General features: G+C 60.8%; 22 protein-coding genes and 1 pseudogene. 6 read left to right on the forward strand and 17 right to left on the reverse strand.

All coding sequences use genetic code 11. From position 1 onward, the window contains the following. Nucleotides 1-146: 146 nt before the first annotated feature. The 3 genes from ACQUQP_RS19485 to ACQUQP_RS19495 are packed head-to-tail and all read left to right on the forward strand — an operon-like array spanning nt 147 to nt 3531. Nucleotides 147-956, forward strand: a complete 810-nt coding sequence (locus tag ACQUQP_RS19485; RefSeq protein WP_432696692.1) for an ATP-dependent zinc protease family protein — start codon at nt 147-149, stop codon at nt 954-956. Beyond that, nucleotides 953-2485, forward strand: coding sequence for an inactive transglutaminase family protein (locus ACQUQP_RS19490; RefSeq protein ID WP_432696693.1), 1533 nt, complete (start codon nt 953-955; stop codon nt 2483-2485). The genes ACQUQP_RS19485 and ACQUQP_RS19490 overlap by 4 nt, the downstream gene beginning before the upstream one ends. After that, complete coding sequence (locus tag ACQUQP_RS19495; RefSeq protein WP_432696694.1) at nt 2482-3531, forward strand: alpha-L-glutamate ligase-like protein; 1050 nt, start codon at nt 2482-2484, stop codon at nt 3529-3531. Before ACQUQP_RS19490 ends, ACQUQP_RS19495 begins: the two co-directional genes overlap by 4 nt. A gap of 98 nt (nt 3532-3629) precedes the next feature. Here ACQUQP_RS19495 and ACQUQP_RS19500 read toward each other — a convergent pair whose 3' ends face one another. Next, nucleotides 3630-4496, reverse strand: a complete 867-nt coding sequence (locus ACQUQP_RS19500) for a LysR family transcriptional regulator (protein WP_432696695.1) — start codon at nt 4494-4496, stop codon at nt 3630-3632. 135 nt (nt 4497-4631) lie between these two features. On the opposite strand from ACQUQP_RS19500, the gene ACQUQP_RS19505 reads away from it, so the two are divergent. Beyond that, the gene (locus ACQUQP_RS19505) at nt 4632-5831 is read left to right on the forward strand and encodes an MFS transporter (protein WP_432696696.1); all 1200 of its coding nucleotides are present in this window, start codon (nt 4632-4634) and stop codon (nt 5829-5831) included. 435 nt (nt 5832-6266) lie between these two features. On the opposite strand, the gene ACQUQP_RS19510 is transcribed toward ACQUQP_RS19505, so the two are convergent. The 6 genes and pseudogenes from ACQUQP_RS19510 to ACQUQP_RS19535 all read right to left on the reverse strand — a co-directional run bounded on the left by ACQUQP_RS19510 (nt 6267) and on the right by ACQUQP_RS19535 (nt 12817). Then, complete coding sequence (locus tag ACQUQP_RS19510; RefSeq protein ID WP_432696697.1) at nt 6267-7775, reverse strand: efflux transporter outer membrane subunit; 1509 nt, start codon at nt 7773-7775, stop codon at nt 6267-6269. A gap of 12 nt (nt 7776-7787) precedes the next feature. Continuing rightward, a complete protein-coding gene (locus ACQUQP_RS19515; protein ID WP_432696698.1) occupies nt 7788-8906 on the reverse strand; it encodes an ABC transporter permease in 1119 nt (372 codons plus the stop codon). A 4-nt stretch (nt 8907-8910) separates the two neighbouring features. After that, a complete protein-coding gene (locus ACQUQP_RS19520) occupies nt 8911-10041 on the reverse strand; it encodes an ABC transporter permease (RefSeq protein WP_432696699.1) in 1131 nt (376 codons plus the stop codon). After that, nucleotides 10041-11141 carry an ABC transporter ATP-binding protein gene (locus ACQUQP_RS19525; RefSeq protein WP_432698725.1) on the reverse strand — a complete coding sequence of 367 codons (1101 nt, stop codon included), beginning with the start codon at nt 11139-11141 and terminating at the stop codon, nt 10041-10043. Before ACQUQP_RS19525 ends, ACQUQP_RS19520 begins: the two co-directional genes overlap by 1 nt. A gap of 135 nt (nt 11142-11276) precedes the next feature. Further along, nucleotides 11277-11690, reverse strand: a pseudogene (locus ACQUQP_RS19530) (ABC transporter ATP-binding protein); the annotation flags it as partial. Nucleotides 11691-11800: 110 nt separating this feature from the next. Then, nucleotides 11801-12817 (reverse strand): HlyD family efflux transporter periplasmic adaptor subunit, encoded by a 1017-nt coding sequence (locus ACQUQP_RS19535; RefSeq protein WP_432696700.1) that lies wholly within the window; start codon nt 12815-12817, stop codon nt 11801-11803. Nucleotides 12818-12932: 115 nt separating this feature from the next. Between ACQUQP_RS19535 and ACQUQP_RS19540 the strand changes: the two genes are divergently transcribed. Further along, on the forward strand, nt 12933-13595 hold the full coding sequence (locus tag ACQUQP_RS19540) for a TetR/AcrR family transcriptional regulator (protein ID WP_432696701.1): 663 nt from the start codon (nt 12933-12935) through the stop codon (nt 13593-13595). A gap of 59 nt (nt 13596-13654) precedes the next feature. On the opposite strand, the gene ACQUQP_RS19545 is transcribed toward ACQUQP_RS19540, so the two are convergent. The 4 genes from ACQUQP_RS19545 to ACQUQP_RS19560 form a co-directional block, all read right to left on the reverse strand. Beyond that, nucleotides 13655-14656, reverse strand: a complete 1002-nt coding sequence (locus tag ACQUQP_RS19545) for a dihydroorotate dehydrogenase-like protein (RefSeq protein WP_432696702.1) — start codon at nt 14654-14656, stop codon at nt 13655-13657. Between the two features lie 2 nt (nt 14657-14658). Next, nucleotides 14659-18279 (reverse strand): pyruvate:ferredoxin (flavodoxin) oxidoreductase, encoded by a 3621-nt coding sequence (nifJ, locus tag ACQUQP_RS19550; RefSeq protein ID WP_432696703.1) that lies wholly within the window; start codon nt 18277-18279, stop codon nt 14659-14661. A 151-nt stretch (nt 18280-18430) separates the two neighbouring features. Continuing rightward, entirely contained in the window at nt 18431-19015 is a 585-nt protein-coding gene (locus tag ACQUQP_RS19555) for a CBS domain-containing protein (RefSeq protein ID WP_432696704.1), read from the reverse strand. A gap of 68 nt (nt 19016-19083) precedes the next feature. Next, nucleotides 19084-19401: a hypothetical protein gene (locus ACQUQP_RS19560; RefSeq protein ID WP_432696705.1), complete on the reverse strand. Its 318-nt coding sequence runs from the start codon at nt 19399-19401 to the stop codon at nt 19084-19086. Between the two features lie 250 nt (nt 19402-19651). On the opposite strand from ACQUQP_RS19560, the gene ypfH reads away from it, so the two are divergent. Further along, nucleotides 19652-20290, forward strand: coding sequence for an esterase (gene ypfH, locus ACQUQP_RS19565; RefSeq protein ID WP_432696706.1), 639 nt, complete (start codon nt 19652-19654; stop codon nt 20288-20290). A 54-nt stretch (nt 20291-20344) separates the two neighbouring features. Here the strand turns inward: ypfH and ACQUQP_RS19570 are convergent, their stop codons facing one another. The 6 genes from ACQUQP_RS19570 to cyoA form a co-directional block, all read right to left on the reverse strand. Beyond that, a complete protein-coding gene (locus ACQUQP_RS19570; protein ID WP_432696707.1) occupies nt 20345-20926 on the reverse strand; it encodes a hypothetical protein in 582 nt (193 codons plus the stop codon). A gap of 193 nt (nt 20927-21119) precedes the next feature. Then, a complete protein-coding gene (cyoE, locus tag ACQUQP_RS19575) occupies nt 21120-22007 on the reverse strand; it encodes a heme o synthase (protein ID WP_432696708.1) in 888 nt (295 codons plus the stop codon). 7 nt (nt 22008-22014) lie between these two features. Further along, on the reverse strand, nt 22015-22353 hold the full coding sequence (cyoD, locus tag ACQUQP_RS19580; RefSeq protein WP_432696709.1) for a cytochrome o ubiquinol oxidase subunit IV: 339 nt from the start codon (nt 22351-22353) through the stop codon (nt 22015-22017). Continuing rightward, complete coding sequence (gene cyoC, locus ACQUQP_RS19585) at nt 22353-22970, reverse strand: cytochrome o ubiquinol oxidase subunit III (RefSeq protein WP_432696710.1); 618 nt, start codon at nt 22968-22970, stop codon at nt 22353-22355. The genes cyoD and cyoC overlap by 1 nt, the downstream gene beginning before the upstream one ends. 3 nt (nt 22971-22973) lie before the next feature. Next, on the reverse strand, nt 22974-24947 hold the full coding sequence (gene cyoB / locus ACQUQP_RS19590) for a cytochrome o ubiquinol oxidase subunit I (protein WP_432696711.1): 1974 nt from the start codon (nt 24945-24947) through the stop codon (nt 22974-22976). Nucleotides 24948-24953: 6 nt separating this feature from the next. Further along, the gene (gene cyoA / locus ACQUQP_RS19595; protein ID WP_432696712.1) at nt 24954-25871 is read right to left on the reverse strand and encodes a ubiquinol oxidase subunit II; all 918 of its coding nucleotides are present in this window, start codon (nt 25869-25871) and stop codon (nt 24954-24956) included. Nucleotides 25872-26604 lie beyond the last annotated feature (733 nt).

Here is a 26604-nt window from a genome sequence, read left to right on the forward strand (position 1 = left end):
GTTCGGAAATTCGAGCCCTCCCCATCAGGCAAACCGATGACTTGAACGTTTTTTGTTCAAAAAAACGTCAAAGAGTGAAACTTTCCTCTTCGCCTCCTGTCTTTTTCAGCCTCAGTATCTATCACTTTCAGGATTAGACACCCTCGATGTTTCGCAGTATTTCCACGCCGTCGTTCTCAGCGTTTCGCTCACTCCGTTTGCTGATCCTTCTTCCCCTGACCTTCCTGCTCACCGCCTGTGCCCAGGACCAGTACCTGTTTCTGGACCGCGCGGATCTGGCACCTCTGCAGAAACAGATGGCAGAACAACAGCTTGCAATCACCGCTCTGCGGCAACAGACACAAGAACAGTTCGACCTGCTGGAAACCCGCCAGCAGCTTCGCCAGAGTGACCTGAACGCCCAGCTGCAGGAGCAGCGCGCCCTGATCAAGAAGCGCCCCGCCCCCGTGGTCGAGCCGCGCAACCGCCTCAACACCCAGGCTCCGGCCGGCGGCCGCTACCAGGGCAAGCTGGTGGTGGGTGAGCTGGAGCCGGTTTACCTGGCAATACCCGGCGTCATTTATGAAGCACGCATCGACAGCGGCGCGGAAACCTCCTCCCTGCACGCCACCAACATCGAGCGTTTCGAACGGGACGGCGAGCGCTGGGTCCGTTTCGATATCGAAGATCCGAATCACGAGAAACCGATCACCCTGGAGCGACAGCTGTCGCGTAACGTGCGGATCATCCAGGCCTCCGCCGATGAGTCAGAGCGCCGCGCTGTCGTCGAGCTGCCGTTCATGATCGGCGACCACCGCCAGAGCGCCGAATTCACCCTGACCGACCGTGATCAGCTCACCTACTCGCTGCTGATCGGCCGCAACGTGCTGCGTGACGTGATGCTGGTCGATGTGGGCCGGGAAAACGTGACAACCCTGCCGGAAAATCTGGATAAGGTGGGAGACAGCGACGAATGACCCGCCACTCCAAAGCGCCGTTTTACATCACCACGCTGATGCTGATCCTGGTCGGCATCGCGCTGGCCGTGCTGCGTAACCAGTCCATGGGCGTCCCCTGGTTGCCCGGGGTACAACAGCCGGTCTGGCTGGTCGAAGCCCGCATCGACTTCGAGGCCTGGGGAGATCCGGTCACCGTGAGCCTCAACGTGCCGGATCGCGCACCGGGCTTTCATACCCTGTCGGAACAGGCCGCCTCCCCCGGTTACGGCTTCGCCATCACCGAAAACAACGGTGATCGCCGCGCCGAATGGACGATTCGCGAGGCCAGCGGCCCACAGACGCTCTATTTCAAGACCCGCCTGATCCCCAGCGAGGCGACCTCGACGCCGTCTCCGCGGGAGGGGGCTGTGAATACGCCGCCGCAACCGACGCCGGTGTTCCTTGAAGAGCCCCGGGCCACCGCCGCGCTGACGCTCATCGACCAGGCCGGCAGCCGCTCCAGCACCCCAACAAGCCTGACCCGCGAGCTGATTGCCCTGCTCAATGCGCCTCAGCCTGACCAGAACACCCAGCTTCTGCTCAGTGACACCTCGAAAATCCAGACCCTGGATCAGCTGCTCAACTACGCCAATACACCGGCGCGAATCGCTGAAGGCCTGGTGCTTGAGGATGCACGCCGGGCACAGAGCCTGCAGCCCTATATCCAGATCTTCGATGGCGACCACTGGGTCACCTTCAACCCGCGCACCGGCGAGCAGGGCGTACCGGAAAACACCCTGCTGTGGCGCCAGCAGAGCGGCTCACTGCTCGATGTGATCGGCGCCAGCGACTCCCAGGTGCACTTCTCCATGCTGCGCCAGACCATCCCGGCGCTGCAGGTCGCCCGCGCCGAAGCCGACCGCAACAACCTCGGCGCGCTGAGCCTGTACCAGCTGCCGGTGGAGCAGCAGAGCATGTTCCGTATGCTGCTGTTGCTGCCGTTCGGCGCACTGGTGGTCTGCCTGATGCGTATCCTCGTGGGGATCAAGACCTCCGGCACCTTCATGCCGGTGCTGATCGCCGTGGCTTTCGTGCAAACCTCACTGCTGCCGGGCCTGGCCGCCTTTATCAGCGTGGTGACACTGGGCCTGCTGATGCGCGGCTACCTGTCGAGTCTTAACCTGCTGCTGGTATCGCGTATCTCGACGCTGATAGTACTGGTGCTGTTTATCACCGTCGGCATCAGCGTGATCGGCTTCCAGATGGGCTTCTCCACCGGTATGACCGTGACCTTCTTCCCGATGGTTATCCTGGCCTGGACCATCGAGCGCGTCTCCATTCTCTGGGAGGAGGAAGGCGCCCGCGAGGTCCTGATTCAGGGCGGCGGCAGTCTGCTGGTAGCCGTCGTCGCCTATCTGGTGATGAGCTCGAGACTGGCAGAACACCTTAGTTTCAACTTCCCCGAGCTGCACCTGGTGGTGCTGGGCGCCATCCTGCTGCTCGGTCAATACACCGGCTACAAGCTCACCGAGCTGCGCCGCTTCTCACCAGTGAGGAGGTACCTGTGATCCGTAATCTGAAACAGCGCTTGTTCAAGGACTGGATCGCCCCGTCGCAGCTGAAGCAGGCGGGCATTCTGAACATGAACAAACGCAATGTGGACTATATCGCCCGCTACAACGACCGCAGCGCCTATCCGCTGGTGGATAACAAGCTGAAAACCAAGCTGGTGCTGGCGGAGTACGATGTCAGCTCCCCCAAGCTGCTGGAGGTGATCACCGAGCAGCACGAGATCAAGGGCTTCCGTGAGATGGTGCAGCAGCTCGACGGCTTCGCCATCAAGCCGGCCAAGGGTTCCGGCGGCAAGGGGATCCTGGTGATCACCGGCCGCGACGGCGACGCCTTCGTCAAACCCTCCGGCAGCAAGGTGGATCTGGCCGATATCCAGCGCCACCTCTCCAACATTCTCGCTGGGCTTTACTCCCTGGGCGGCTCCCCCGACGTGGCGGTGGTCGAATCTTTGGTGCGCTGCGAGCCGACCCTGGCGGGCTATTCTCACCAGGGGGTGCCGGATATCCGTATCGTCGCCTTCAAGGGTTACCCGGTGATGGCGATGCTGCGCCTCTCCACCCAGGCTTCAGATGGCAAGGCCAACCTGCACCAGGGCGCCGTCGGCGTGGGTCTGGATATCGGTACCGGCAAGGCGCTGCATGCGGTGCAGCACGACCGTTCCATCGAATATCACCCCGATACAGGGCAACCGCTGAACGCCATCCGCATCGAAAACTGGCACAAGCTGCTGGTGATGGCGAGCCGCTGCTTCGAGGCCACCAACCTGGGTTATATGGGTGTGGATATCGTCATCGACGCACAGCGTGGTCCGCTGTTACTTGAGCTTAACGCGCGCCCGGGGCTGGCCATTCAAATGGCCAACGGCACCGGACTGCTGCCGCGGCTGCGCGCCGTGGAAGCACTGCGCCGGCCACACTTCACGCCGCAGGAACGCGTCGCCTGGTCGATGAATCATATGGGCGTGAAACCCGCACAGGAAACGGGCGACGGCGAAAACGCGGCAATTGAGCTGCCCGTTGCAGGTCTGGGGTTCTCCAGCTGAGCCCCCCCCCCTGCAGTCAGCCCGCCTGCAGTCAGCCCGCCTGCATTCGCCTGCAGGGGGCTGAACCGCTGTGGAACGCCCTACGGGGCGGACAAACCCTAGGAGGCAGAGGCAGCCGCCCCGGAGAACATGGGGCTGTCCTCAATAATGCGCCCCAGTCTCTGGGTCGCCTCGTTCACTTTTGGCGCCATGAACAGCGTCACCTCGGTATCCGGCAGCGCCGGCATATCCTCGACCACATTGAGATCATCCTCCACCGTGTGATGCGGAATGATGGCGATGCCGATACCGGCGCGCACTGCGGCCAGCACCCCCGCCCTGCTCTGGCTGGTAAAGGCGATACGGTAGCGGATCCCGACCTCATCCAGCGCTTTGCAGGCATAAAGCCGGTGGTAGCAGCCCTCATCAAACACCGCCAGCGGCAACACCGGCTGCTGCTCCACGTTATGCCCTTTTGAGCTGACCCAGACCAGCTCATCGCGCCGCAGACGCGTACCGCCTTCGGTATCCGCGAGCATCTCCACCAGCGCTATATCCAGCTTGCCCTTCTCCAGCATAGCGACCAGATGATCGGGGCGGTGATCGCAGAACACCTCCAGATCCGCCTCAGGGTAGCTGAGGATAAACTCCTCCAGCAGCGGTGCCAGGGTGCGGCTGGCGTACTGGTCATGGGTGCCCAGTCGAACCTTGCCGCCGATATCGATGTTCTGGAATGAGCCCACGATCTGGTCGTGCAGATTCAATAACTGCTGGGCATGGGATTTCAGCTGCAAGCCGGCCGCGGTCAGCCGGACGCCATGCTGGCCACGTTCCATCAGCGGGTTGGCTACCAGATCCTCCAGCCGGTTCAGCTGCATGCTGATGGTGGAAGGCGCCTTATGCAGGTATTTCGCGGCCTCGGTGAGGTTCAGCGTATCCGCTACCACCATGAAGGTACGCAGCAGATTGATCGGTAAATCTCGCATCAGATCTGTCTTCAATAAAACCGAATGTAGATTTGAATATTTATCGATATTCCGAACGAATGCAAGAGCCTAATATCGCGCCACTGGCCTGAACAAGACTTTCAATAAGGGCCCTGAACCTGCGGAGCTTATTCAATGCGCATGACCGTTACGCTCGGGATCAACCAGATCATCAGCCACGGCTTCGGCCTGTTTCTGTTTGCGGCACTCGTGCCCCTGATGCAGACCTCCATCGAGATCAGCCACTGGCACCTGGCCACCATCGGCGCGCTGACACAGCTGTCTTACCTGGCCGGCGCCATGCTCCTGGGTCTGATCGGCCATCATGTAAACTCCGGCCGTCTGCTGCTCGTGACCGGCTCTCTGACCACACTGCTGCTGTTCAGCATGGCAACGCTGAACGACCCGATGGTTATCACCCTGGTACTGACCATCATGGCGGCCAGCGCCGCGATCAGCTGGGGGGCTATCGTGGAACTGATCACTCGCTTCGGTCGCCCGGAAAACTGCGCCACCAACCTGGCCACCGCGTCCAGCGGCACCGCTTGGGGCTATGGCCTGAACGGATTGCTGATTCTGCTGGTGATTCCGCTGTTCGGCTGGCGTAGTGGCTGGATTCTGGCCGGTGTTCTTGGCGCAGCGACCCTGCTGCTGACCCTGTCGCTGCTGCGCAGCCTGAAACAGCGTCACGCCAACCATCTGGTCGAGGAAACCAGCGCCGCCCTGAGCCCGCTGCAGCTGTTCCGCACCATCCTGCGCGAACGTACCGCTTTCTGCGCCTGCCTGATCTGCTTTCTGGTCGGCGCATCCACCATGCCGTTCTCGACCTGGCTCAACACTTACCTGGCCGAGATGGCACTGCCGCCGGCACTGGGCGGCTACACCTGGACAGTCACCGGTCTCACCGGCATGGCCGCCGGCTTTCTGATCGGTAAACTGGCCGACCGCCGCGGACACGGCCTGGCCCTGCTCGCTGTATTTGGCGGCTTCGCCCTGAGCCTGGTGGCCTTCGCCTACTCCCCGGCGCGCTTCGCCGCCGTGGCAGGCTTCGGCTACGGTCTGATGTACTTCCCGATGTGGGGCATCATCGCCGGTTGGGTCAGCAAGCAGTATGGCTCCAAGGCGACCATGCAGATCAACGGTATCGGCATGGTGACCTTCGGCCTCGGCGGTGCGCTGGGTAACCTGATCGCTGGCTTCGTCCGCGACAGCAGCGGCAGCCTGGCAGGGGTTTACGCGATGATTACCGCACTGGCCATCGTGCTCACACTGGTGGCAGGTTTTATCTGCGTGACCGAGCGCCAGCCGAAGCCGCCGTTCCAGCCAGCGTTCTGAGCAACCTCGGTACGCTCCAGCAATACAATTACAACCGCTTGAAAAGGCTGGATAAAATCCCTGGTACGCTAAAACGTATTCAGGGATTTTATAGCTTACGTAAAAATAGAACTCACTCAGGGAAACTTAAACAACAACCACCTCTACCTTTCCTCAGTGATAGAGTTCTTTTCACCGCAGTCTATCGGTGGGCCAAACCTGTCCAGCCAGGCCCCGAGGCTATTGGAACTTTACTCTGGCCTGGGACAGCCTGTCATCACCGACATTGCCGGCGATAAAAAGATCTTCAGGAAGCGAGCCTGGGTGGGCGAATTCTTTAAAGCTCACAAGCTCAAAGCCGGCGATCAGGTCATTATCGAACGGACAGATACAGACCGTTATCACATCTATCCAAACCGCACACCCTGAGGCAACTCACCCGGCCAGGTATCAACTTTAAACACCGCCGCCCACCGCCTTGTAAACCACCACTCGCTGAATATTCAGCCGTGCCAGACTGTCAGCCAACTGGCGTTCCACACCGATTAATACGGCGCGGGCCTGAAGCGCGGCGCTGCTATCGGTCAGACCGGCGTCCCGGTTGGCGCTAATCAACTCCAGCTGCCGGCTCAGACTCTGCTTCTGCTGTTTCAGCCTTGCATAGCGTTCCAGCTCGGCGCTGTAGGCGGTCAGGGCATTGTCGACCTCCTGCCAGGCGGCGAGGACGGTTTTGCGGTACCGGATCGCGGCCTGCTGCTGCGCCAGTTCGCTGAGTTGCACCCGGGTTCTGAGGCGCCCCTGGTTGAACAGCGGCAGGTAGAACCCGGGGCCGATGCTCCAATGGCGGCTGGCCCACTCGCTGATGGCACTGTCGCGATAAGACTCGACGCCGAACCCCGCATTCAGGGTGATGCGTGGATAAAGGTCGGCACGGGCCACGCCGATCTGCGCCACCGCGGCATGCAGTCGTGCTTCCGCCACCTGGATATCGGGGCGACGCTGGGCCAACTCAGAGGGCAGGCCCAGTTTGAACGGTTTATCCAACGGCGTATCCGGCTGTTGATTGCCTGCAGGCTCCAGCTGGGATGCCAAAGCGCCGGGGCGCTCTCCGAGCAGCAGGGCAAGCGCGTTTTCCAGCGCCGCGGACTGACTGCGCAGCGGCGGCAGGCCGGCGTTAAGTTCACGCAGCTTGGTCAGTTGACGTTCCACCGGCAGTTCGGTGATCACCCCCGCCGCCTGCTGTGCCTGCAGCAGTTCCAGCTGCTCCCCTGCCAGATCGATCTGGCTCTGCAGCAGGTCAATCTGCGCCTCGGTCGAAACACGCTGGAAGTACGCCCGCGCCAGCTCCGCACTCAGTGTCAGACGCACCTCGGCAAGCTCGGCGGCGCTGGCCTGCATCTCGGCTTCCGCCGCTTCGACTGCGCGGCTGATCCTGCCCCAGAAATCCGGCTCCCAGCTGGCATCGAAACCGGCCTGGTAAAGAGTGTAGGGCTTAGCGAGACGCTGGATCAGCTGATCGGCGTTACCGGGTGCGGAGATCTCGGCCATGCGCATGGATGGGCTGTTCTCACTGATCCGCTGACGGCCAAGACTGCCGCTGGCGTCGAGCTCGACGCCCTGGGCGCCGGCGATCTGCTGCTGCAGGCGCGCGCGGGTGAAGTTCAGCGCCGCGCTCTGCAGATCTGGGTTGTTTGCCAGCAATCGGGCTTGCAACTGATCCAGCAGCGGATCATCAAACTCGCGCCACCAGAGCAGTTCGGCACTGGCAGCCTTATCCACATTGAGATCCGCAGTAGCCTGATCGCCACTGTGCCACTGGCTCCAGGCGTCCGGCGCATCCGGCTGCGGCGTCTCGAAATCGGGGCCCAGCGTGGTGCACCCCGCCAGTAGCGACAGCAGAACCACGGCGGCGGCCGAACCCAGGCGCTGGCGGTGTGGAAAACTCAGAGGTGGATAAAGCAACATTCAGCACTCCAGCTAAACCAGCCGGTGGCGGAACAGCCAGGCCGCCAACGGCAAGGTGACAACAGCGATCAGCATCAAAGGAATCATATCCCGCCAGACATCGGCCAGCTGCGCGCCTTCCAGGTAGACCGCCCGCACCAACTGTATGGCAAAGCGTAGTGGGTTGGCGTAGGTGGCGGTCTGCAGCAGATCCGGCATATTCGCCACCGGTGTGGCCAGCCCCGACAGCAGCATCAGCGGCATGATCAGCACAAAGGTGTAGAGCATCGCCTGATGCATGTTGGCCGAGAGCGCCGAGATCGACAGGCCGATGCCGACACTGGCGATGGTGAACATCAGCAGCCCCGTGTAGAGCGTGACCAGCGAGCCGGCCATGGGGACATGAAACCAGAACAGCGCCACCAGCAGCACCAGCGTCGACTGCACCAGGCCGATGATGATCGGCGGGATCGCCTTGCTGATCAGGATCTCGAACGGGGTGTGCGGCGTCACCAGCAGCTGATCAAAGGTGCCCTGCTCCCGCTCCCGCGCCACGGAAAGGGCTGTCAGCATTACGGTCTGGATCATGCTCAATGCGGCGATCATCGCCGGCATGATCATCCAGCGTGTTTCCAGGTTGGGATTGAACCAGCTGCGCGCCACCACCTCCACCGGCGACGCTGTGGCCCTGTTCAGACTCTGGTTGAAGTCAGTCACGATGGCGCGCACATAGCCCACCGCCGAGTTGCCGGTGGCGGAGTTGCGCCCGTCCACGATCAGCTGCAGCGGCGCCCGGTCGGCGGCGTTGAGGCGCTCCTCGAAATCGCTGGGAAAGTGCAACGCGATCAAGGCCTCGCCGTTACCGATAAAGCGCTCGATCTCGGCACTGCTGTGCAGCGTGGCGACGCGGTGAAACACCCCAGTGCCATCGACCCGGTCGAGCAGGGTCCGGCTGGACGCGGTGCTGCTCTGATCGAGCACCACGTAGGGCACATCGTTCAGATCAAAGTTGGCGGCATAGCCGAACAGCAGGCTCTGCATCAGCGGCGGCACGATCAGGATCACCCGGTTGGCGGGGTCCTTGAGCACCGCCAGCATCTCTTTACGGCAGAGGTTGATCACCCGGTAGATAAATGAGATCAGGCTTTCCATGTCGTCAGTCCAGGCTCTTTCGGGTTACAAAACGGGCCAGCCCCAGCAACACCACCGCATAGCCGGCAAGGATCAGGCAGTTCTTGATGATCAGCGGCCAGAAATCCCCCGCCAGGAACAGGGTACGGATCAGCTCCATGAAATAGGTCGCCGGCAGAATATGGCAGATCACCTGCACCGCCAACGGCAGGTTGCGAATATCGAATATAAACCCCGACAGCATCAGCGCCGGCAGAAAGCTGGCCAGCAGCGCGATCTGGCTGGCGAGGAACTGGTTGCGGGTTACCGCCGATATCAGCAGCCCTATCCCCAACGCGACCAGCATGTAGAGCGTGGCGCCGATCAACACCATCAGCGGCGCACCCACGATCGGCACATCGAACAGCACCCGGGCGGCGAGGATGCAAAGACCAAGGCCAAGCATACCGACGCAGAAATAGGGTGTGACCTTCGCCAGCAGGATCTCCGTGGGCCGCACCGGCGTGACGAACAGCGCCTCCAGCGTGCCCCGCTCCCACTCCCGCGCCATCACCATCGCAGTGAGGAAGGTACCCACCAGCGTCATGATCAGCACGATCAACCCCGGTACCAGGAACCAGGTGCTGGTATTCGCCACGTTGAACCAGAGCCGGTCCACCACCTCGACCCGCGGCCCCGGCGGGCTGGAGATACCCTGCCGGTCCGCCGCCTTGGCCGACCACTGCCCCACCACCTCGCTGAAATAGTTGATGATGGAACCGGCGCGGGTGGCATCGGTGCCGGAGACGACCAACTGCACCTGCGCCTGCCCGGCACTGAGATCACGGGCAAAGTCGCTGCCGAGATGAACGAAGCCCTCGATAGCACCGTCGTGCAGCAGCTTTTCCGCCACCGGCACCGAATCCGCATGTACCGGGTGGAAATAGCGCGACAGGGTCAGGCCGGAAACAAAGTCGCTGGCCGCCGGCGAGCGATCATCCAGCACCAGCGCCAGGCGGATATTGCGCACATCGAGAGAGACGCCGTAGCCGAAGATAAAGATCAGGATGATCGGCAGGCCGATGCCGATCAGCAGGTTGCTGCGGTCGCGCAGCAGCTGCCGCGTCTCCTTGCGGATCAGCGACAGCAGCCGGGTGAGAAAGCCGCCGCTGGGCATCAGGCAGCTCCCTGCTGCTGGGCACGACGGTTGCGCTCGACGATGCCGATGAAGGTCTCCTCCATGCTCAGCTTGCCGCCCTTCTCATCGACCAATTCGCGCACCTCCTGGGGCGTACCGATGGCAAGCCGCTTGCCGGCGTCCTGAATCAGGATACGGTCGCAGTACTCCGCCTCCTCCATGAAGTGGGTGGTGATGACGATGGTGGTACCGCCCTTGGCCAGTGCGGTAATACGGCGCCAGAACGCCCGCCGTGCCAGCGGATCGGCGCCACTGGTGGGCTCGTCGAGAAACAGGATCTCCGGCTCGTGGATCAGCCCCGCCGCCATGGCGAGGCGCTGCTTGAAACCGCCCGGCAACCGCCCGCTGGGGGTTTTCTCCTGGCCGCGCAGATCGAACTGATCGAGCATCGCATCGATGCGCTGTTTCAGCCCGCGTCCGCGCAGACCGTAGGCGCCACCGAAGAAACGCAGGTTTTCCAGCACCGTTAGATTGGCGTAGAGCGAGAATTTTTGCGACACATACCCCACCCGCTTGCGCGCCGAAGCCCGCGCCGTGCGCAGGTTAACGCCAGCCACCTGCAGAAAGCCGCTGGACGAGGGCAAAAGCCCGCAGAGCATTCTGAACGTGGTGGTTTTACCGGCGCCGTTGGGGCCGAGCAGGCCGAATATCTCGCCCCGCCGCACATCGAAACTGGTACTGGCCACGGCGGTAAAATCACCAAACTTGCGCACAAGATCGCGCACTTCGATGACAACCTCAGCATTTCGGGTTTCACCACCGGCCTCAAACGCCTCGGGATTCGCCTCCACCGCACCCAGGCGCCGGCGTAGCAGCACCATAAAGCCATCTTCCAAGTCCGGCTCCAGCTTCTGATAAGGCGCCCCCGCCAGCAGTTTGTCCAGCGCAGCGCTATCGCTGTCCTGCTGGGTGACAAAGCGCACGCCACCGCCCTGGGGCACGGCATCGATAATCAGCTCACTGGCATCGAGCAGCCGCGCCTGCAGCTCACGGGGCGGCTGGTCCTGGGGTGGCGTGGCAAGAAAGGCGCTATCTCCGGCCTCGCGGCGCAGCTGCTGCGGCGTTCCCTGCGCCAGCATCTCGCCGCCATGCAGTACATAGACGCGGTCGCAGCGGCTGGCCTCATCCAGATAGGAGGTGCTGACGATCACACTGAGCTGTTCCTCGTCGATCAGCTGCTGGATGATCTCCCAGAGCTCGCGCCGCGACAGCGGATCGACACCGACGGTGGGCTCATCGAGCAGCAGCAGCTCCGGCGAGCGCACCAGGGTGCAGGCCAGCCCCAGCTTCTGCTTCATGCCGCCGGAGAGCTTGCCGGCGAGACGGTCGGTGAAGCGGGTCAGATCGGTCATATGCAGCAGACGCTGGTAGCGTTCGTGCCGCGCCTCCTGCGGAAGTCCATGCAGGTCGGCATACAGATCCAGGTTTTCCTGTACGCTCAGGTCCTCGTAAAGACCGAAGCGTTGCGGCATGTAGCTGATCCGGTCCTGCACCGGCTGGGGCGTTGCCGCCACATCGAAGCCCAGCACCTGAAGCGAGCCGCTGCCGGGTTTCATCAGTCCGGCGATCAGGCGCAGCAGCGTGGTCTTACCGGCGCCATCGGGGCCGACCAGCGCGGTCAGTGAACCGGCGGGGATCTCCAGCTCAATCGACTTGAGCGCCTCCACCCGGGTGCGCGTCTTCTTGTCTTCGAAGGTTTTACACAGCGCGGTGGCGCTGACACAGGGCGCCACCCGATTCATTGGCTCTGCCCAGCAGGGGCGGAATGGCTTTCATCGATACGCACCGTGGCCGGCATCCCCATGCGCAGTCGGTTATCCGGATCCTCCACCAGCACCCGCACCTCGTAGACCAGCGCGGTGCGCAGGGACTCGGTCTGCACGTTTTTCGGCGTGAACTCCGCCACCGAGGAGATATAGCCCAGCGTTCCCGACACCGGCTGATCCGGGAAACTGTCGGTGTAGACTGCGGCACTCATGCCGGGTTTAAGGCGGCCCATATCCGGCTCGCTGACATAAACCCGTACCCATTTCGGGTCGTTCAACGCCAGCGTAAATACCGGCCACTGTGGCGAGGCAATATCGCCGGGCTCCAGCAGGCGCGCCCGCACCCGGGCATCGGTGGGAGCCAGCAGCTGTGACTGGTCGCGTTGATGATTCAACAGTGCCAGGTCGGCCTGCAGGGTTTCCAGCTGCGCCTCGGCGGCGGCGATATCCTCGTCCCGCGGGCCGATTTTTGCCAGTTTCAGCGCCTCGGAACGGATCGCCAGCTGTGCCCTGGCGGCGCGGACATGGGTGGTGGCGGTATCGATATCCTGGGCGCTGACACCGCGCCCGTCGGTACGCCGTTTCACATCCTCCAGCCGGTTCAGCTGACTTTGCGCCAGCTCCAGCTCCGCCTCGGCGGCACTGAGCTGAGCCGCGGCCTGGGCGACCTCTTCCGGACGGCTACCGTTACGCAGCTTTGCCACCTGTTGCTGCTGCGCCGCTATGGCGGCTTGCGTACGCTTAACCTGAAGGTTCAGTGTGCGGGTATCCAGGGTCGCCAGCAGCTGGCCGGTTTTGACCTGATCCCCCTCTTCGGCCAGGACCTGGTCGATACGCTCGCTCCGGGTAAAGGCCAGAGAGACCTGGCGGATATCCACATTGCCATAAAGCTCCAGCTCACCGGCATCGCGCTCCGCCTGGCTGTAATGCCAGCCGAAATAGGCCGCTGCCGCTAGCAGAATCAGAACCGGGAGCAGGATTTTTCGCATCGGGGTACTCCGTGTTACCGCCTGTTTATCTGATCAGAATAACGCCAGAAAGCAATAATTCAAATTTGAATTTAAACTATTTGCCGGCCCTGAAACTATCCGCTAGCATCGCCCTATGCTGAAGCCAACCCGCAAGCCCGACTCCCAGACCCGGCGCAGCCGTACCGACGGTGAAGCCACCCGCAGCCGCATCATCGACGCGGCGGGACAGGTGTTTGCCGAACGCGGCTATCACGACACCACCAGCAAAGAGATCTGCAAACGCGCCGGCGTAAACCTGGCTGCCGTGAACTACCACTTCGGCAGTCGCGACGGGCTCTACCTGGCGGTGGTCGGCGAGGTAATGAGCCATCTGCTGGAGCTGGAATATCTGCAGCAGATTGCCGCCAGCGACAAGAGCGCCGCAGACAAGCTCGGAGAAATGATCGACGGACTTGTCCACAGCCTGATCGAGGATCGCAGCTGGCACACCCGGGTCTGGGCCCGGGAGATCCTGACCCCCTCCCCTGTACTGGCCGCGATCACCGCCACAGAAGCGATGCCACGTATCGAGATCGTGTTACCTCTGCTGAGCGACTTAACCGGCATCCCCAGCGATGATCCCAGGCGCTTCTACGGTTTGCTCGGGCTGATGTCACCCTGCCTGATGCTGCTGATTATCGATCCGGACCAACCCACGCCGATCCAGTCGATCTATAGCCGCCCCGCCGACGAGATCGCTGATCACATCAAACGCTTTATCTTCAGCGGGCTGCGCTCGTTTGCCGAAACCAGCTGAGCCGGCCAGGCAGCGGGACAAAGAGGGAGATCTAACCGAGGCCTGATCTCCGGCAGCACTCAGGGACGCCAGCTATCCAGGGTTTCAAGATAGTTGGCACGTTCAAAGCCGGATGGATCGGCAGCGTTGCGATAGGACACACTGCCCTTCAACTGCAGCAGCGAGTCATATTCATTGACGTCCATCCACTCCAGCATCTGTGTTTCCATCTGCCGGATCACCCCCGGCCCCTGCTGCATCAGCACACTGGCCATCTGAGTGATATCGGCACCGCACATCTGCGCCTTGATCACATCGGAGGCAGAGTGAACGCCGCCGGTAACGGCGATATCGATCGCCACCTGGGCGCGTACGATAGCGATCCAGCGCAGCCGCTCGCGCAGTTCATCGGCGTGGGACAGCTCCAGCATCGGGTGCAGGGTGCGGGTTTCCAGCGTCAGTTCCGGCTGCAGAAAGCGATTGAACATCACCACCGCATTGACACCGATCTGCTTAAGCTGGGCAACAAAATGCACAGGGCTGGTGAACTGGGAGGAGATCTTCACCGCCAGTGGCAGCTCAGGTACCGATGCGCGCACCGAATGCACGATATCCAGGTAGCGCCGCTCCACATCCATGGAGGACTCCTCTACGTCCGCAGCGATGTAATAGATATTCAGTTCCAGGCCATCGGCGCCGGCGGCCGCCAGCTGGCGCGCATGCTCCGCCCAGCCCCGGCGGGTGACACCGTTGAGGCTGGCGATCACCGGGATCTCCAGCGACGCTTTCATCCGCTGCAGGTTATCCAGATAACGTTCCTCGGCGGTACGAAAGGTGTCCGGCACCGGCAGGTAGCCATCGGATTCCGAGTGGCCCAGCTCCTGCTCGTAGAGAAACTGGTGCAGCATGGCATGGTCCTGCTGGCACTCCTCTTCAAACAGGCTGTGCATAACGATCGCGGCAGCGCCGGCTTCCTCCAGCTCACGGGCGCCACTGAAGGTGGCGGTCAGCGGCGAGGCCGAAGGCACCAGGGGGCTTTTCAGCGCCAGCCCCAGATAACGTGCTTCGAGTCTATTGCTCATTATTATTGCTCCTCCCCCGCCGGGCTCTGTTCATTATTTTCAGGCGGGGATTCCACCTCCTCCCAGCTGAGCTCGGCCAGCTGGGCATAGCGGTGATAACGTTCGGTCACTTCATGCTGGGCCGCCTCCAGAAATGCCTTAGCGGCCTCGGGATGGGTACGGCTCAACATGCTGAAGCGCGCTTCGGCACGCGCAAAGTGGCTGTAGGGGATCGACGGCGGCTTGGAATCCATCCGTAGCGGATTCTTGCCCTCGGTGGCCCGGCGCGGATCGTAACGGAACAGTGGCCAGTGGCCGGACTCGACCGCCAGGCGCTGGTGTTGGTGATTGTCTGCCAGGTCGTAGCCGTGAGCGATACAGGGCGAATAGGCGATGATCAGCGAGGGGCCGTCATAGCTTTCCGCCTCCAGGAAGGTACGCAGGGTCTGCACATCCTTGCCGGCGTAGGCCACATGTGCCACGTAGACATGTTCATAATCCATGGCGATGCGCGCCAGATCCTTTTTCGGCCCCGGTTTGCCGCCGGCGGAGAACTTGGCCACCGCCGCCCGCGGTGTTGCCTTGGAGGTCTGGCCACCGGTGTTGGAGTAGACCTCGGTATCGAGCACCAGAATATTGACGTTGCGGCCCGAGGCCAGCACATGATCGAGCCCGCCATAGCCGATATCGTAGGCCCAGCCATCGCCGCCGACGATCCAGACGCTGTGGCGCGCCAGCTTGTCGGCCACCGCTTCCAGCGAACGTGCCACCGGATCATCGATCGGCGTCAGCTGTTCCTTCAGCCTGTCGATCCGTTGGCGCTGGTCGGCAAGCCCCGTCTCATTGCTTTCATCCGCGTTCATCAGTTCACTGATAAAGGTGCCATCCAGCTTGCCTGCAAGGCTTTCCAGCAGTGCCCGGGCATAGGCCTGCTGGGCATCCAGGGCGGCACGCATACCCAGGCCAAACTCGGCGTTATCCTCAAACAGGGAGTTGTTCCAGGCGGGCCCGCGGCCTTCGGCGTTATAGCTCCAGGGCGTGGTGGGCAGGTTACCGCCGTAGATCGATGAACAGCCGGTGGCGTTGGCCACCAGCATATGGTCGCCGTAGAGCTGGCTCAGCAGCCGCACATAGGGAGTCTCACCGCAGCCGGAACAGGCGCCACTGAACTCAAACAGCGGCTGGTATAGCATGGCCCCCTTGAGCGTGGTCTCTTTTACCTGGGTGCGGTCAAACTCCGGCAGCTGTTTAAAGAAGGCCCAATTGGCCTTTTCCTCGTCGACCCTTTGCTCCTTGGGCACCATATTGATCGCCTTGCGGCTGGCGTTGCTCTTGTCGGCTATCGGGCAGATTTCCACGCAGAGCGTGCAGCCGGTGCAGTCCTCCGGCGAGAGCTGGTAGCTGATCATTGTATCCGGCGGAAAATCCTTGGCCCCCTTGATCGGCACCGCCTGGAAACTCTCCGGCGCCCCTTCCAACAACCTGGCATCAAACGCCTTGGAACGGATAACGCTGTGCGGACAGACCAGCACACACTTGCCGCAGTGGGTGCACAGATCCGGTTCCCAGTGGGGAATATTCAGCGCCAGATCGCGCTTTTCATACTGCGCCGTGCCGGAGGGCCAGCCACCATCCAGCGGCAGTTTCGATACCGGCAGGCCATCCCCCCGCCCGGCGATCAGTTCGCTGGTGACCTGGTGCAGGAAAGGATCCTCACCGGGTATCTCCAGCACCCGCATCGGTATCTGCCCGGCATTGCTGTCCGGTACGCTGAACTCCGCCAGATGCGAAAGCGCATTATCGATGGCGCTGATATTCATATCGGCGATGCTGCGGCTGCGTCGGCCATAGCTTTTCTCCACCGCTGCCTTGATGCGTTTGATCGCCTCCTCTTTCGTTAACACCCCTGCCAAGGCGAAAAAGCAGGTCTGCATAATGGTGTTGATGCGCTTACCGAGGCCCGCCTCCTGTGCCACCGAGTAGGCATCGATCAGATAGACCTTGAGCCGCTTCTGCTGCATCGCCCGCTGCACCGGCCCCGGCAGCGATTGCCAGAAGCTATCGCCGCTCAGCGGTGTGTTGATCAGAACCCTGGCGCCTTCGCGGGCCAGATCAAGCATTGGGTAGCGATCGAGAAACTGCGGCTGATGGCAGGCGACAAAATCCGCCTGCCCCGGCTGGATCTCGTAGGCGGCACGAATAGGTTTCGGGCCAAAACGCAGATGCGACACCGTCACCGCGCCTGACTTTTTCGAGTCATAGACAAAATGCCCCTGGGCGTAGCGCCCTGCCTCGGCTCCGATAATCTTGATACTGTTCTTGTTGGCACTGACGGTGCCGTCGGCACCCAGGCCGTAGAACACCGCCTGGGTCCAGTTCTCCGCCGCACCGGTGCGATAATCCGGATCCCAGGCCAGGCTCAGCTGGCTGACATCATCGTCGATACCGACGCTGAACTGGGGACCGAGCTGTCCGCTGCTCAGGCCATCGAATACCGCCTTGACCATGGCCGGGGTGAACTCCTTGGAGCCGAGCCCGAAGCGACCGCCGGCGATTCGCGGCAGGCCATTTTCAAGCTGGCCGGCGTTATATGCCTGGAACAGGGCGGTGGCCACATCCTTGTACAGCGGTTCACCGTCGGAACCCGGCTCCTTGGTGCGATCGAGCACGGCGATGGAAGCTACGGTTTTTGGCAGGGCCGCCACCAGCCGCTTACTGTCGAAGGGACGGAACAGGCGCACTTTCAATACGCCAACCTTTTCCCCCTTACCGTTCAGATCCGCCACCGTCTCGGCGGCGGTTTCAGCGCCGGAGCCCATCAGCACCACCACCCGCTCCGCCTCCGGGTCACCCTCATATTCGAACGTCCGATACTGGCGCCCGGTTACTGCAGCAAAGCGATCCATGGCGGACTGCACGATATCGGGGAAGGCGGCATAAAAGGGGTTGATCGCCTCGCGGGACTGGAAGAACACGTCCGGGTTCTGCGAGGTACCGCGAACGCCGGGTCGGTTGGGCGACATGCCGCGGTCCCGGCAAGCCTGTACAAGATGCGGTGGCACCAGTTCGCGCAACTGTTCGCTGCTGATCAACTCGACCTTGCTGACCTCATGACTGGTGCGGAAGCCATCGAAGAAATGCAGCACCGGCACCCGCCCTTCCAACGTGGCCATCTCGGCGATACAGGCGAAATCCATCGCTTCCTGGGCGGTGTTGGCGGAAAGAAGGGCAAAACCGGTACTGCGGGTGGCCATCACGTCGGAGTGATCGCAGAAGATCGACAGCGCATGGGTCGCCACCGAACGCGCCGCCACATGGAACACCGTGGGCGTCAGCTCACCGGCGATCTTGAACATGTTGGGGATTTTCAGCAGCAGTCCCTGGGAGGCCGTAAAGGTGCAGGTTTTGGCGCCCGCCTGCAGGGAGCCGTGAACGGCACCAGCGGCACCGGCCTCACTCTGCAGTTCAATCACATCGGGGACGGCGCCCCAGAGATTGGTCTTTCCCGATGCACTCCAGGCATCACAGAGTTCCCCCATGGGTGAGGCGGGGGTGATAGGGTAAATCGCGATTACGTCGTTGAGCTGATGGGCGATGGTGGCGGCGGCCTCATTGCCATCCATCATCCGGTATTCGGGTGCCATGCCGACTTCTCCTTCTATCCTGCGACGGCCGTTACCGGGCTCTTGCCTGCCGGCCTCAACCTGAGTATCTCAGCTGAGCGCCGGCAAGGTACTGACGCAGACCAACAATTGCAGGTCTACGTCAGATTCAGGATAGACAAGTCGTGTAGGATCAGCCCACGTCGCGACCGGAAGAGATCACCTCGACCAGTTCACGGAAGCTGGTGGCACGGTGGTTGATCTCCACCGACACATGCAGACGACGGGCGATATCGCTGGCGGAGATGATACCGCGGATACGCTGATTCTCCGGATCGACCACCAGCATATGCTGCTGGCCTTCGTTCTTCAGTGTCTGCAGCAGGGCGCCGATGCTGGCGGTTTCGATCACATTGATCGGTACCCCTTTGAGTTTCGCCTTGGGGATCATCAGATCGCTGATCGCCAGATCGCTGCGCGACTGGCCAGAGCTGGTCGCCAGGCTCAGCACCTTGCGACTTTCCAGGTCGGCCACCGTAACGATACCGCGGAACTCACCGTTGGCGATCAGCACCGAGCGCACATGGGCACGACGCATGGCGGCAATCGCATCATCCACCCCGACATCGGGGTTCAGCACCAGCGGCTTGTGATAGAGAAAATCGGTAACGACCAGACGTGCCGGACTGTCCAGATCAAAGCGTTCAACATCTTCAGATTCAACAACAGACTGGTAATCGCTCAGGCTGACAGTTTTCAGTTCAGAATAACGGTCCATGAGATACTCCTCCCTGCGCGTGGGCGCAGTAGTAAAAAACACAACAGATTTACAAGCTCAGGCTGAAATCAGAAAACTACAGGAGGTGCACGCGAGCGCGGCAGAAGACTAAATTCCGAGGGGGGATATGCCCGGCCGACCGGCGTTTCCAGCAACTGACCGTTTGATACCGCAGGGAGCGGCGAGGCAGGCATTGCCGGGTTGTGATCGCTATCACCCAGCTGTCCAAGTGCAGGGTCGGTGATGCAGCTATCGACGATGATGGCGGGGGATGCAACGCCACGATCTTCATTAACCCCGGCCTCTGCCGACAACGCGACAAGCATCACCACCAATGCGAAGAGCAGCGGTGTGATGAGGGGTAAAAGACGACTCTGGGATTGCATACGAAACACCTGCGAACCACGGCCAGAGGGATTTGGCCTGCATGATTCAGATTAGACCTTTATTGACCTGAGTCAAATAGTGTTTCGCTATCCAGCCAATAAATTCAAGACACCGTTTAGTCTAAACCGCCAGTCCATACGCAGTTTGATTAACCTTATGTTTAACTACGGATATTCTGTTTCGAAGCTGGCAGCCATACCCTCCTGCCAGCCGCTTTCCACTTAACCTGCCTCTGGAGAAATTTGCCGCATGACCCTGCCCGAGATGATCGAAATCCCTGCCCGGGGTGAAGCCCGTTATCTGTTTATCCTGGCTCACGGCGTGGGCGCCAATAAAGAAAACCTGGCGCCGTTGGGGCAGGCCCTGAATGCAGCCTTTCCAAGCGCCATCTGTTGTGTGGTCGATGGTTTTGAACCTTTTGACGGCGGCTTCGGGGGCCGGCAATGGTTCTCTCTGAGCAATATGACCAATGACGAACGTCCGGCACGGGTCGCCAGGGTGCTGCCCGACTTTATCGCCATGGTGGAGGCACTGCAGCAGCGCTACGGCATCGACTCCGCAAACACCGTGCTGGTCGGCTTCTCCCAGGGCACCATCATGTCACTGGAAGCGATCAAGGTGCGCGATGGACTGGCCGGCCAGATACTCGGCTTCTCGGGCCGCTACGCCAGCCTGCCGGACAGCGCGCCGCAGCACACGGTGATCCACCTGCTGCATGGTGAGGCGGACGAGGTGATCCCTGTGGAGTTAGCCCGACAGGCCTGCGAACGGCTGGAATCTCTGGGTGCCCGGGTTTCCCTGGATACGGAGAAGAATGTGGGCCATGAGATCAGCCCGCTGCTGCTGGAAACCGCAGTCCAGCGACTGGGCGAAACACTCGAGGCCTAATGCCGAGGCTAACCCGGGCCAGGCTTGACGCTCAGCGGCCCGGGTCAAAGGGGCTTACTGCCGGTACTGGTTGAATATCTGATCCAGCTGACCCACATAGGGCGTGACCGCCTCCCGGTCAGCGGCCGGTACCTGCGCCAGCGCTCTGGCGATCACCAGCGCCTGTTTGAACTGTTCCCGCTGCTTTGGCGGCAGCGCCTGCATCAGCAGCTCCTGCTCAGGCCCGCTCTGGGCAGCCAGCGCCAGCATCTGCGGACTTTCCGCCGCGACCTTGGCAGCGCCATAGGCCAGAACCACCTGATCACCGGTCCGCGCCCAGGATTCTGCGCTGGTAAAACCTCTTGGAACCACCCGCTTGCCAAGCTCGGCGTAATAGCCGGGTTCGTCACGTTTGAGTACCGACACCGCGCGCTGGTGAGGATCAAAACGCTCCCCTGCTCCCGGCATGATCTTGCCTGCCAGAAACGCTTCTTTACCCTCGGCCTTAAGCTGATCACCCAGTTCGCGGACATCCGTCAGACTGTCGATGTATGCCTCGATACGTACCGGCGCCAGTTCGGCCAGTGTCACGGAAGACAGCATCAGCAGCAGAAGCGCTGCCAGGACCTGATTCAATAGTTTGCTCGGTGTCTGCATGGTTCAATCCTTGGCTATCGGGCGAACGAGGAGTCTATACGCGGCGTGGAGGTTAAGACAGCAGCACCTGGATTACATTCCACCAGACGCAAAAAACCGACCCGAGGGCCGGTGAAAAAAGGGTTTCGGAAAAGCCGAAAGCCGGTCTAAGAGCCTGACATGAACTTGCCTGCCATGGCCCTTCCAAACCCCGTCACAGCATGGCGAGGGACGTAACCGGCTGGTGCACGTCCACGGCCATGGCAATACTTAACGCGGTGATGGTGACGATGGAGAACGCAAACACCTGCCGTGCCCAGCGAGTCTCGTCGATGCCGACGCGATAGCCCCGCAGCGCCAGCACCAGCCACCAGATACTGGTCACCGCCGCTACCGCCAGGTAGGCCATACCGACGTGACCGCCGATCACCAGCGCCAGCGCCGCCGGCAGGAAAGCCAGGATATACAGCGCGATATGGCGTTTGGTCTTCATCACACCGCTGACCACCGGCAGTACCGGAATCCCGGCCGCTTCGTAGTCACGGTAGCGATAGATGGCGATCGCATAGGAGTGCGGCATCTGCCAGAGGCAGAACATCAGCAGCAGAATCCCTGCCTGGGCATCGAACTGACCGCTGACGGCGCAGTAACCCACCACCGGCGGTACCGCGCCGGACAGACTGCCGACCAGAGTTCCGTAGACCGACTTGCGCTTCATCCACAGGCTGTAAGCGCCGACGTAGATGACATAGCCAAAGGCGGCAAAGAAAACGGTGACGGCATTGGTCTGCCAGGCCAGCAGCGAGAAGCCCGCCACACCAAGCACAAAACCATGCGCCAGCGCCGCCGTCACCGAGATTTCCCCGGTGACGGTGACACGGTTGCGGGTGCGCTTCATGCGGCGATCGATATCCCTGTCGATGCAGTTGTTCACCGCACAGCCGGAGGCAACCACCAGCGATATCCCGAGTACGGTTATCGCCAGCAGCAGCCAGTCGACCTGGCCCTGGGACGCCAGCAGGAAGCCCCCGCCGGTCGCCACCAGGTTGCCGAAGATAATCCCCGGCTTGGCCACGAGTAGGTAACGTTTAAGCTTCAGCATACGACGCTCACATCATCATCGCGTTGGATTCGTAGATGATCCACAGCGACAGACCAACCACCAGCACGATAATCAGCGCACTGAACAGGAAAGCCAGGGTGTTCGGCTTGCCTTCGTGCGTGAAGTCCAGGTGCAGGAAGTACTTCAGGTGAACGATGATCTGTACCACCGCCAGGATGCTGATAGTCCAGAATTTCACGCTGGTCGTGAAGTCGCTTTCCATTACCATCCAGAACGGGATCGCCGTCAGGATGATCGACAGTACGAAACCTGTCAGGTAGCCCTTCACCGTACCGTGATACGTGCTGTGAGAGCCGCTGTGAGAGTCATGAGAGGAATGTGCCATTACAGAACCCCCATCAGGTAAACGCTGGTGAACACGCAGATCCAGACCACATCCAGGAAGTGCCAGAACATGCTCAGGCAGCCCAGGCGGGTCAGGGTTTTACCACCCAGACCGCGCTTGGAGACTTCGATCATCATCACGATCATCCACAGCAGACCTGCAGTGACGTGCAGACCGTGCATGCCGACCAGCGAGAAGAACGCGGTCAGGAATGCGCTGCGCTGCGGGCCTGCGCCCTCAGCGATCAGGTGATGAAACTCGTTGACCTCCATACCGATGAACACCGCACCGCAGACAAAGGTCACCGCCAGCCAGAACAGGGCGCCGCCCTTACGACCGGCGTGGGCCGAGATCATCGCGAAGCCGTAAGTGATACTGGAGACCAGCAGCGCGGCGGTTTCGATCGCCACGTAGTCCAGCTCAAACAGATCCTTCGGTCCCGGACCACCATCGGTGGCGAAGTAGAGCACACCCCAGGTAGCGAAGACAGACGCGAACAGCAGGCAGTCCGTCATCAAGTAGAGCCAGAAACCGAACAGAGTATTCTCGCCCGGATCGTGGTGCTCATCTTCGGGCACCGGATAGGTGTTTGCGGGATAAGTTACTTGTGTCGTCATGATTTATACCTGCTCCGCCAACTTGGCGCCGGCCTTGCCTTCGATCCGCTCAATCTCGTCCGGCTGGACGTAATAGTCGGTATCGTTGTCGTAGGCGCGTACCAGCAGCGTAACGATGGTTGCCACGAAGCTTGCACCTGCCAACCACCAGATATGCCAGATCAATGCAAAGCCCATCAGGGTCAGGAATCCGGCCATCAGGATGCCTGCAGAGGTGTTGCGCGGCATGTGGATCGGCGCGAACTTCTCGGGACGCCAGCCGGCATAACCCTTCTCTTTAGCCGTGGTGTGGGCATCGATACCCTCAACGTGCGGCGTAGAGGCGAAGTTGTAGAACGGCGGCGGTGAGGTGGTGGACCACTCCAGGGTGTGACCATTCCAGGGGTCGCCACCGGCCTTGTTCTGCTCGCGATCGCGGATGCTGACGCAGAGCTGTACCAGCTGGCAGACAACACCGACCAGGATCAGAGCCGCACCAAAGGCCGCCAGGTAGAGCCAGGGCTCCCACAGCGGGTTGTCGGTGTGGTTCAGACGACGGGTCATACCCATGAAGCCCAGTACGTACAGCGGCATGAACGCGACGTAGAAACCGATCTGCCAGAACCAGAAGGCCGCCTTGCCGAGACGTTCGTTGAGGTGGAAACCGGTCGCTTTCGGGAACCAGAACGCGAAACCGGCCAGGTAACCGAACACCGCACCACCGATGATGGTGTTGTGGAAGTGCGCGATCAGGAACAGGCTGTTGTGCAGCACGAAGTCCGCACCCGGTACCGCCAGCAGTACGCCGGTCATACCACCGATGGTGAAGGTCACCATGAAGCCGAGGGTCCAGAGCACCGGTACCGCGAAACGCAGGCGGCCGCGATACATGGTGAACAGCCAGTTGAACAGTTTCACACCGGTGGGCACGGAGATGATCATGGTCGCCACGCCGAAGAAGGCGTTGACGTTGGCGCTGGAGCCCATGGTGAAGAAGTGGTGCAGCCAGACGATGAAGCCCAGGATAGAGATCGCACCGCTCGCCCAGACCATGGACTTGTAGCCGAACAGACGCTTGCCGGTGAAGGTGGAGATCACCTCGGAGAAGATACCGAACGCCGGCAGAATCAGGATGTATACCTCGGGGTGACCCCAGGCCCAGAACAGGTTGATATACATCATCGGGTTACCACCACCTTCGTTAGTGAAGAAGTGGAAATCCAGGTAACGGTCCAGAGTCAGCATCGCCAGTACGGCGGTCAGGATCGGGAAGGATGCAACGATCAGGATGTTCGCCCAGGTGCAGGCCCAGGTGAAGATCGGCATATCCATCAGCTTCATGCCCGGTGCGCGCATCTTGAACACGGTCACCAGGAAGTTGACGCCGGTTAACAGCGTCCCGAGCCCCGATATCTGTAGTGCCCAGATGTAGTAATCGACACCGACGCCGGGACTGTAGGAGAGCTCCGACAGCGGCGGGTAAGCCACCCAGCCGGTCTTGGCGAACTCACCCACACCCAGGGAGATGTTGATCAGTACAGCACCGCCAACCGCGAGCCAGAAGCTCAGGTTGTTGAGGAACGGGAAGGCCACGTCGCGCGCACCGATCTGCAGCGGCAGCACGATGTTCATCAGACCGATCATCATCGGCATCGCCATGAAGATGATCATGATCACACCGTGAGCGGTGAAGATCTGGTCGTAATGTTCCGGCGGCAGATAGCCTTCCGAACCGCCGGTGGCGACAGCCAGCTGGGTACGCATCATCACCGCATCGGCAAAGCCGCGAATCAGCATCACCAGCGCCAGGATGATGTACATGACACCCAGGCGTTTGTGGTCGACGGAAGTCAGCCATTCGCGCCAGAGGTAACCCCATTTACCCATTTTGGTAACGGACGCCGCCACAAACAGGCCAACGAGGCCTACTACCGCGAGCGTGATAACGATAATCGGCTCGTGGTAGGGAATGGCGTCCAGAGAGAGTTTTCCGAACATACTTGCTTACTCCTGCGCCAGGTGCTGAACGGCACCCTGGGCGCTTTCGTGGCCACTCATGGCCTCTTCTTCATGCATTTCCATGCCGTGCATGCCCTCTTCACCCTCGGAAGGCATCGTCATGTACTGCTGCAGAATGCTGGTAAAGAGGCCCGGCTCCACATCGGAGAAGGTCTCTACCGGATGGTTGATGGAACGCTCGGCCAGCAGCTCGTAACGCGCCTGATTCAGCGGCTCGCTGCCACTGCGTACCTGGGCAACCCAGGCATCAAAATCGGCTTCGCTGTCCAGCGCTTCCGTCTTGAAGTTCATGCCGGTAAAGCCGCCGCCGCTGTAGTTGGCGGAGAACCCGTCGTAGGTTCCGGGCTCATCGGCAATCAGGTGCAGCTTGGTTTCCATACCCGCCATGGAGTAGATCTGGCTGCCCAGCTGGGGGATGAAGAAGGAGTTCATCACCGAGTCAGAGGTGATCTTGAAGCGCACCTGTTGGTGGGCCGGGATCACCAGCTTGTTGACCGTGGCAATCTGCTGCTCCGGGTAGATGAAAAGCCATTTCCAGTCCAACGACACGACTTCCACTGTCAACGGATCTTCTTCACCGGCCACGCCCTTGAGCGGCTGATAGGGATCGAGCTCATGGGTCGTACGCCAGGTGATGGTGCCAAGCGCGATAATGATCAGGCAGGGGACCAACCAGACAACAAGTTCGATTTTGGTGGAGTGCGCCCATTTGGGCATGTAGGTAGCTTTGGTGTTGCTGGCACGGTATTTCCAGGCAAACACCAGGGTCAGGACAATCACGGGGATTACGACGATCAGCATCAGCAGGGTTGCCGTGATAATCAGCGATTTCACATCCGCCGCCACCTGCCCTTTGGGATCAAGGACGCCATCCTTGCAGCCGACCATAATGGCCGTCAGCAACAGCAATACCCCGCCCCGGACAAGAGAAAAAGCTCTGTCTGTCATCTTATTACAACCTTCGGTAAGAAAGTGCCTAAGTGGGTCGCGGGACGCTCAACGCGGCCCTGGGAAACCGAGTGGAACCAAGGCATTGCTGGAGACGCGTTGAACGGCTCGCGAAGGTCATGGAACGACCATGCCGAGATACAAATCAGTGCCGCTGGTTTCCCGAGACCCCTGGGTTAAAAACCTGCTCGAAGCCGTTCCGCGGAAGGGGAGATGAGATTCCCGCGGGGACGGCCTCACAGAGACCTACTGGCTGACTGGGAAACACAACGCTGGGTACATTGATCTGTATCAACGGCGCGCAGAAAATAACGCCATACACGAAGTAACTTCAAAGAAACGGACCATTGCAGAAAACAGCACAATAAGACTTTTGTCTTACAATTAACTTTTACAAACAAAAGGTTAGTAACAGTCTGAATAGAAATTAGGCAGCAGAGAAACAGTCCGTCCTTTTTTTAGAACAGCACTAAAAAACATACACTTATAAGAAAAAGAGATAACAGACCAGGTACCGCAGCTGCCTGGCAGGCCGAAAAGTTCTGTTTCAGACGGCGGCATTGAAGCCGGTAGAGGAAACCGGTAGAGAGTGCAGCGTTTGGCAGATATCGGCCTAACCGAGCCCTTTTCATCTTGCCGGTATACATGCCAGAGCGCCGCTTAAACGTTCAGCGCCGTATAGAGTGTG

Source organism: Marinobacterium sp. YM272, from assembly GCF_050908845.1.
GTDB lineage: Bacteria > Pseudomonadota > Gammaproteobacteria > Pseudomonadales > Balneatricaceae > Marinobacterium_D.

Bases quoted from the DNA above. Each gene is read 5' to 3' on its own strand.
- ACQUQP_RS19485 (WP_432696692.1), top strand. From the start codon at position 147: ATGTTTCGCAGTATTTCCACGCCGTCGTTCTCAGCGTTTCGCTCACTC.
- ACQUQP_RS19490 (WP_432696693.1), top strand. From the start codon at position 953: ATGACCCGCCACTCCAAAGCGCCGTTTTACATCACCACGCTGATGCTG.
- ACQUQP_RS19500 (WP_432696695.1), bottom strand. From the start codon at position 4,496: ATGCGAGATTTACCGATCAATCTGCTGCGTACCTTCATGGTGGTAGCG.
- ACQUQP_RS19505 (WP_432696696.1), top strand. From the start codon at position 4,632: ATGCGCATGACCGTTACGCTCGGGATCAACCAGATCATCAGCCACGGC.
- ACQUQP_RS19510 (WP_432696697.1), bottom strand. From the start codon at position 7,775: ATGTTGCTTTATCCACCTCTGAGTTTTCCACACCGCCAGCGCCTGGGT.
- ACQUQP_RS19515 (WP_432696698.1), bottom strand. From the start codon at position 8,906: ATGGAAAGCCTGATCTCATTTATCTACCGGGTGATCAACCTCTGCCGT.
- ACQUQP_RS19520 (WP_432696699.1), bottom strand. From the start codon at position 10,041: ATGCCCAGCGGCGGCTTTCTCACCCGGCTGCTGTCGCTGATCCGCAAG.
- ACQUQP_RS19525 (WP_432698725.1), bottom strand. From the start codon at position 11,141: ATGCTGGCGCAGGGAACGCCGCAGCAGCTGCGCCGCGAGGCCGGAGAT.
- ACQUQP_RS19535 (WP_432696700.1), bottom strand. From the start codon at position 12,817: ATGCGAAAAATCCTGCTCCCGGTTCTGATTCTGCTAGCGGCAGCGGCC.
- ACQUQP_RS19540 (WP_432696701.1), top strand. From the start codon at position 12,933: ATGCTGAAGCCAACCCGCAAGCCCGACTCCCAGACCCGGCGCAGCCGT.
- ACQUQP_RS19545 (WP_432696702.1), bottom strand. From the start codon at position 14,656: ATGAGCAATAGACTCGAAGCACGTTATCTGGGGCTGGCGCTGAAAAGC.
- nifJ (WP_432696703.1), bottom strand. From the start codon at position 18,279: ATGGCACCCGAATACCGGATGATGGATGGCAATGAGGCCGCCGCCACC.
- ACQUQP_RS19555 (WP_432696704.1), bottom strand. From the start codon at position 19,015: ATGGACCGTTATTCTGAACTGAAAACTGTCAGCCTGAGCGATTACCAG.
- ACQUQP_RS19560 (WP_432696705.1), bottom strand. From the start codon at position 19,401: ATGCAATCCCAGAGTCGTCTTTTACCCCTCATCACACCGCTGCTCTTC.
- ypfH (WP_432696706.1), top strand. From the start codon at position 19,652: ATGACCCTGCCCGAGATGATCGAAATCCCTGCCCGGGGTGAAGCCCGT.
- ACQUQP_RS19570 (WP_432696707.1), bottom strand. From the start codon at position 20,926: ATGCAGACACCGAGCAAACTATTGAATCAGGTCCTGGCAGCGCTTCTG.
- cyoE (WP_432696708.1), bottom strand. From the start codon at position 22,007: ATGCTGAAGCTTAAACGTTACCTACTCGTGGCCAAGCCGGGGATTATC.
- cyoD (WP_432696709.1), bottom strand. From the start codon at position 22,353: ATGGCACATTCCTCTCATGACTCTCACAGCGGCTCTCACAGCACGTAT.
- cyoC (WP_432696710.1), bottom strand. From the start codon at position 22,970: ATGACGACACAAGTAACTTATCCCGCAAACACCTATCCGGTGCCCGAA.
- cyoB (WP_432696711.1), bottom strand. From the start codon at position 24,947: ATGTTCGGAAAACTCTCTCTGGACGCCATTCCCTACCACGAGCCGATT.